At 41.1% G+C, this 5,588-nt stretch carries 5 protein-coding genes and 1 rRNA gene; 4 read left to right on the top strand and 2 right to left on the bottom strand.

Features of this window, described 5'->3' with window-relative positions; genetic code table 11:
- Nucleotides 1-267: 267 nt before the first annotated feature.
- Both E1919_RS04405 and E1919_RS04400 read left to right on the top strand, forming a co-directional pair.
- Nucleotides 268-1,005: a thioesterase II family protein gene (locus E1919_RS04405; protein ID WP_162052136.1), complete on the top strand. Its 738-nt coding sequence runs from the start codon at nt 268-270 to the stop codon at nt 1,003-1,005.
- Between the two features lie 424 nt (nt 1,006-1,429).
- The gene (locus tag E1919_RS04400; protein ID WP_162052135.1) at nt 1,430-2,749 is read left to right on the top strand and encodes an MFS transporter; all 1,320 of its coding nucleotides are present in this window, start codon (nt 1,430-1,432) and stop codon (nt 2,747-2,749) included.
- Nucleotides 2,750-2,787: 38 nt separating this feature from the next.
- Here the strand turns inward: E1919_RS04400 and E1919_RS04395 are convergent, their stop codons facing one another.
- Nucleotides 2,788-3,420 (bottom strand): 4'-phosphopantetheinyl transferase family protein, encoded by a 633-nt coding sequence (locus E1919_RS04395; RefSeq protein WP_162052134.1) that lies wholly within the window; start codon nt 3,418-3,420, stop codon nt 2,788-2,790.
- 177 nt (nt 3,421-3,597) lie between these two features.
- On the opposite strand from E1919_RS04395, the gene E1919_RS27275 reads away from it, so the two are divergent.
- Nucleotides 3,598-3,774, top strand: a complete 177-nt coding sequence (locus E1919_RS27275; RefSeq protein ID WP_202915841.1) for a hypothetical protein — start codon at nt 3,598-3,600, stop codon at nt 3,772-3,774.
- A gap of 136 nt (nt 3,775-3,910) precedes the next feature.
- Here E1919_RS27275 and E1919_RS04390 read toward each other — a convergent pair whose 3' ends face one another.
- Nucleotides 3,911-4,240: a hypothetical protein gene (locus E1919_RS04390; protein ID WP_162052133.1), complete on the bottom strand. Its 330-nt coding sequence runs from the start codon at nt 4,238-4,240 to the stop codon at nt 3,911-3,913.
- A 1,143-nt stretch (nt 4,241-5,383) separates the two neighbouring features.
- On the opposite strand from E1919_RS04390, the gene E1919_RS04385 reads away from it, so the two are divergent.
- Nucleotides 5,384-5,588, top strand: a 16S ribosomal RNA gene (locus E1919_RS04385); the annotation flags it as partial.

Below are 5,588 nucleotides of genomic sequence, written 5' to 3'. Positions count from 1 at the left end.
CACTTAAGAAAGTATTCTCTTCGTCAGTGTGCGGAATAAATATCAGCAAAGGAATTGTGCCTTTGCTGATATTTTAAACAAAAGATAATCGAACGGCTTTAGGATGCTAACGTATGAATTATCCTAAACTTATATGGAATGTAAAATATCATATAGAGCGGTTTTTTAAATGATGAAGCGCTAATTGATGGCCATCAGTTTGCAATCCAACGCTGCTGGCATGTACAACCAAGAAAACAAACTTATATAGAATAAAATTTTACAATCATGGAGCAGAAGAAAGTGAAAATATTTGCTATTCCCTTTGCAGGAGGTAGTAAATATTCCTACAGAGTGTTGGAAAATAAAGTGCCATCTCATTTTGACTGGGAAACAATAGAACTTCCCGGTAGAGGAACCCGCATGCAAGAGGAACTACTAACCGATATTAAAGCAACTACAGACTACATTTTCAGAGAAATACAGAATCGGGTGCATGACGTGGAGTACATTATTTACGGACACAGCATGGGCACTTTGCTTGGGTATGAATTAGCCAAAAGTATCATTAAATCGGGATTAAAAGCGCCGCTATGTTTGTTTCTGACCGGACATGAAGCACCCAGCCTGTTAAAGTGTAAAAGAATATCTGCCTACGAAAAGAATGCTTTCTGGCAGGAAATTAAAAAGCTAGGAGGAATGCCAGGCGAAGTAATGGAAAATGAAGAGTTGAGGGATTTTTTTGAACCCGTACTTCGAGCTGATTTCAAAACAGTGGAAGGGTATAAATACCAGGCCATGGAGCAGCCGTTGCCTGTGCCTGTTTTTGTCCGGGTAGGAAGCGAAGAAGGTATTTTAGAAGATGAGCTTATGGAGTGGCAAAGTGAAACGAAGTTTAAACTGGATGTACAGGTTTTGCCGGGTGATCATTTTTTTATTTTTAAGAACCCGGACCACCTGATCAGCCATATCGATAAGGCCTATGCAGTAGCAAGCAACATGTATAAATACAAGGTGCAGTGTTAGCAAACAAGGGCTTAAAGACACGCCAGGAGAACATTTTTAAAAAGTTTTATTGCATGATAAAATAGTATACGAGATTCCAGTATTTAATCACACCTGAGGTTTTATTATAAGTGGGGAGGCTCGCCTAAGGGACGTTCTATGTCAGAAATGGCAGAAGGAATGTTTCCTTCCTCAATAATAGGAGAAAGAACAGTTTTTCTTTTAGACGGAGATATCAAGGTGTGAATTAGCTTCAAAGAGACCTCTCGCTGAATGGTATGAACAGATACATAATGTATGCAAACAATGCTTACTACAGATGGAAATTGCGTGAAGTTAGACTCTTTTCCTGCAAATCTGGGCTTCATTACATTCAATGCGCTGCAAATTTTACAACCACAAACGTAAATTCTCTGATTATTCAGATACCAATATTACCTGAAGGATGAGTAACGAAACTAAATTATTTAACAAAAACTTCTTTTTGCTATGGCAGGGACAGTTTGTAAGTCAACTTGGATCACAGGCTTTTGCCATTGCCGTTTTGTTCTGGACAAAGCACCAGACAGATTCCGGAACTTTGGTCGGGATAGTATTGATGCTTTCTCTGTTACCACAGGTCGTATTTAGTGCGATAGGAGGTGCTTTTGCTGATCATTATTCAAGGAAGAACATCATAGTTGCATGTGACCTTATTAGTGGCATTTTCATGGTCGCGCTGGCTGTCATCTTTTTCTTTTTTCCCGAGGCAGATACAATGTTATTTGTTGGTGTGATAGTAGCCTCCATGGTGGTATCAGCCGTGAAGGCTTTTTTTAATCCCGCCGTCATTGCTGCTCTCCCTGATATTGTTCCTCCCAAACAAGTTGCGGCAGGCAATTCATCCTTGCAGATTCTGGTACAAATATCTTCTTTGGCCGGCTTGGGACTGGGTGGTATATTATTCAGAGTTCTGGGTGCGCCTCTGCTGTTTCTGATTAATGGTCTTTCGTTTATCTTTTCAGGAATTTCTGAATGTTTTATACAGATCCCTTTGGTGAGGGCTGATAAAGATATGGAGACAAAGAAAACAGTATCGGACTTCAAACATGATATTATTGTAGGGGTGAAGCATATCATGCATCATAAGGGCTTGAAATCGACCTTTTATGTTTCTGCTTTGCTGAACTTTTTTCTGTCACCTATCTATGTCATTCTCCCTTTTTATGTAGAAGACGTGCTACAACTTAAAACAGATTGGTACGGCTATATTGCTGGTATATTCGGATTGGGCTCAGTTATAGGTTATTTGTTGGTGAGTGTCATCAGATTGAATAGCTCCTCCCGGAAGAACAGCTTAATTATATCCTTTGCAGTTAGCACTGTACTCGTCATCGCATTAAGCGCGATAAAAGTACTTGGAGTAGTTTTAGTGTTCTTCTGCCTTCTTGGCTTGTTCAATGGGTTTATAAGTATTATCATTCTTACTCAAATTCAGATGAGCATTAAATCTGAAATGAGGGGAAGAGTGATGGGAAGTTTGATGACGTTAACAGGGGCTATAATGCCTCTTTCTCTAGCTGCTTCAGGCATTGTGCTGGACCTTCTGGACCAGAATGCTCAGATCATGCTACTGATTTGCGGGCTTTTGTTAGCACTACTGACACTGATGATTGTCTTTAATAAGAGTTTCCTTGAGTTTATAGCTGCTGATCCGGAAGAAGAACAGGGTGCTGGAGATGCTATTACATCAGAAGAGCAGGTACTAATGGCTGGAGAGTTATAGTATCAAAAACTGTAGCGCTTTACTTTCTATCTAGCCATCTAATCAAAATAAATTTGATGCATTACAATTTCTGCATCAGACGTATCAGTGGCTAAATAAGAGACATTGGTGTGGCTTAGGTCCAACTGAAATAAGTACATTGCTTTGTTGTCCCAAACAGCCTTTCCGTTTGCAATATAAATTTTCTTTAAAGGTATACTCAAGCCCTCTCCAAACGCTTTTATGGTGGCTTCTTTTTGTGTCCAGAGGGTATAAAAGGCTTTTAGGCTATTTTCTGAAGAGGTTATTTCTGACCATTCTTCTTTTGTGAACTGAGTCCGAAAATCTTTTAAGGTGGTAGGCCGTATCTCTTCGACATCAATTCCTACTTTATTTGTTTTGCTGATGGCGCAAACGATGTACTCTCCGGAATGGGCGATGTTGAAATCGAAGGCTTCATTGAAATACGGTCTTTGGAAATTTGTGTATTTAAGTTCTGTCAGTCTGTGTTCATTTAATCCCAGCAAATCGAGTCCTTTTAGTAAAAGCAGTTTCCCAAACAAACTTCTTTCAGCATCTTTCCTGTCACGAAACCTTACAATCTGCTCCTGAAAACGCAATGGTAGCTGATGCAGATAAAATTCAAAACGAGGATGCAGCGCATCGATTCTATAATAGAGTACATGGACCATAGGCAGTAAACAATTGATTACTAGTAGCGCAAATAGCGGTAGAGGGTTATCAGTATACTAGCCATGGGTTTGTTTATGGATTTTATAACAAGGAGTGGTAAGAAGAACAGTTAAAGTGAAATCATTTTTCAAACAATAAGGTTAGTTTCTTGTAGCTTAGCATGACTGAACAAGAACATGACAAAAGAAGAATTCGATTGTAAGTTTAAGGAAACGTTGGATGCTATACTGGTAGCCATGGCTGAGAACTCTGAGATAAATCCGGAGAAGTTTTACAGCATGACCTGTGTCCTAGAGAACCTGAGCTTTTTTAGTCCTATTATCTATGGGGCCATCAAAAATAAGAAGGAGTAATAATCTTTTCTAAGAGTTACCTCAACAGCAAGTATAGCTGCTTGTTAAATTCCACTCCAAGATTTTGCGGTGAAACTATAATCTACTTGCGCTTATTTGTCGCAAAGGAGTCGAGGCTTCTGAATCAACGTCTCTGTCAGCCTTGAATTGGAAGCTGTACCTGCCCGAGTGCCGCAATAATTTTATCTGCATTGTCTTTACTGTATGTCTCACAGATATATTCTTCGTTAATGGTAAAGCTTGGTGCCGCAGGATCTCCATCAGCATTATACTCTTTCCCCTCTGTCATGCTGACGTTAGTATCCAAGTCAGCAACTAGGGTGTTTGCACGTTGATGAAATGCTGTTCGAATGAGAGCATCGATAGTATTTCCATTTACTTCTTTTCTGATAACCTGCGGGTCGAGTTCATTTACTTTACATATCTGTTTGAATATTGCCGCTTCAGTTTCTTCTTTGCTTTCCATGATGATTATTCTTTTTTTTAGACTTTAACGACTAATGCTTCATAAGGTCTCATCAAAAAGCAAATTTGCGCACGTAGCCAACTTAGTAGGGACAGTAATTGTTTTGTTTAACAGCATTAGTTGAGGTTTAGAAAGCATACATAGGGAGCACGTACATTGTCTTGGAGAAACATATACAAATGTTAATCGGCAGCGAAGTAAGTCGTATTCAATATCATCGGCAAGGGCTGAGGGAAACTCTGATATACAAAGACTTCCATGGCTCTTTGTGCTGTTATTCTACAGTGCCTGAGAAGAAGGCCATAAGAGTAAAAAGGCTACGAATAATTTATATCTCCAGTGCAGCTTCAGGTTGCTTTATGAATGTTAGTTCCCAGTGGCCGGCGCTGAAAGGAAACCAGGGAGAAGTAAATCAGGCCGCAATAGAAAAGAGGCCAATTCTTCCTGAATTCTTTCCCGCGCAGTACCAGTCACTTGCGTTTCTGAGGCTATATAATGAGCGCTTTTCTTACATGCTCCGCTTGCGGATAGATGAAAGATTGCTACTTTTGCATCCCCGTTCGGCAGGGACGGGACAAGAGAGGGTGAAGGCACAGCAAAGAAATAAAACTTCCCCTGCTGCTTGCAAATCGGGAAAAGGTTCTTACCTTTGCATCCCGTTTCGGCAGGAGGCGGTCAGGAAGAGGGGTTGTTAACACAGGCTCCCCGGACTAAAGAAGAAGGAGAGAGAAAGAGAAGAATATACTTCTCCTTGGGTATTGCAAACAGCAAAACATTTTGTACCTTTGCAACCCGCTTCGGAAGGAAGGGGAAGAAAAGAGAGGCAGGAAAATAAACTCCTTCTTTTTCATTGCAAAGAGAGAAAAGGTTCTTACCTTTGCATCCGCTTCCGGAAACAAGGGCGACAGGCCCTGGGGGAAGAGAGAGAAACACCGGCATCGGATGGTGCCACAAGCGGAGAAAGATGTTCTCCACTACGTTCTTTGAGAGATTGATTGAGACAGAAAATTTAAGGTAAACCGCGCGGGTGATTGTTGAAATCAGCTGCGTCAGCTCCTTCCCCTCACGGGGAAGGGGGTAATTTTAGGGAAGCCGGGGTCGGACGAACACATGAACAGCTTAGGCTGTTTGAAGTAATTCATTACAATGGAGAGTTTGATCCTGGCTCAGGATGAACGCTAGCGGCAGGCCTAATACATGCAAGTCGAACGGATTCAGAGGCTTCGGTTTCTGGGTTAGTGGCGCACGGGTGCGTAACGCGTATGCAACCTGCCTTCTATTGGGGGATAGCCCACCGAAAGGTGGATTAATACCGCATAAGACAATAACACGGCATCGTGTAGTTGTT

It is taken from the genome of Pontibacter pamirensis (assembly GCF_010015475.1).
In the GTDB taxonomy this organism is placed as follows: Bacteria; Bacteroidota; Bacteroidia; order Cytophagales; family Hymenobacteraceae; genus Pontibacter; species Pontibacter pamirensis.
The sequence above is the reverse complement of the archived record's forward strand: the minus strand, read 5'-3'. Positions and strand labels throughout refer to the sequence as shown.

Excerpts from the sequence above, each read along its gene's own strand:
- E1919_RS27275 (WP_202915841.1), top strand. The coding sequence starts at position 3,598 with ATGACAAAAGAAGAATTCGATTGTAAGTTTAAGGAAACGTTGGATGCT.
- E1919_RS04390 (WP_162052133.1), bottom strand. The coding sequence starts at position 4,240 with ATGGAAAGCAAAGAAGAAACTGAAGCGGCAATATTCAAACAGATATGT.
- E1919_RS04400 (WP_162052135.1), top strand. The coding sequence starts at position 1,430 with ATGAGTAACGAAACTAAATTATTTAACAAAAACTTCTTTTTGCTATGG.
- E1919_RS04395 (WP_162052134.1), bottom strand. The coding sequence starts at position 3,420 with ATGGTCCATGTACTCTATTATAGAATCGATGCGCTGCATCCTCGTTTT.
- E1919_RS04405 (WP_162052136.1), top strand. The coding sequence starts at position 268 with ATGGAGCAGAAGAAAGTGAAAATATTTGCTATTCCCTTTGCAGGAGGT.